Origin of the sequence: Rathayibacter sp. VKM Ac-2927, assembly GCF_022815525.1 — a bacterium.
GTDB lineage: Bacteria > Actinomycetota > Actinomycetes > Actinomycetales > Microbacteriaceae > Rathayibacter > Rathayibacter festucae.
In genome coordinates, this window is record NZ_JALGRT010000012.1 from 1 (window position 1) to 262 (window position 262).

The window sequence follows — 262 nt, forward strand, 5'->3', positions numbered from 1 at the left end:
TCAGAGATTGCTTGCGTCCACTTTGTGGTTCCCAGAATACGGGCTCCATACCGCGGGTCGTGTTCGCAAAGACACGACCTGCACGCCGCACCCGACACTGCTCGGGGCGGACAACAGAACACACGCATGACGTGTGACCCAGATTTGACCACCACCACGCCGTAAGGCTGGCGGTTGCGTCTAGAAGGGTTACGGCGGCCATAGCGAGAGGGAAACGCCCGGTCACATTCCGAACCCGGAAGCTAAGACTCTCAGCGCCGAT

Annotated in this window: 1 rRNA gene; it reads left to right on the forward strand. The window is 59.9% G+C overall.

From position 1 onward, the window contains the following. Positions 1-190: 190 nt before the first annotated feature. Positions 191-262, forward strand: a 5S ribosomal RNA gene (rrf, locus tag MT353_RS21315); the annotation flags it as partial.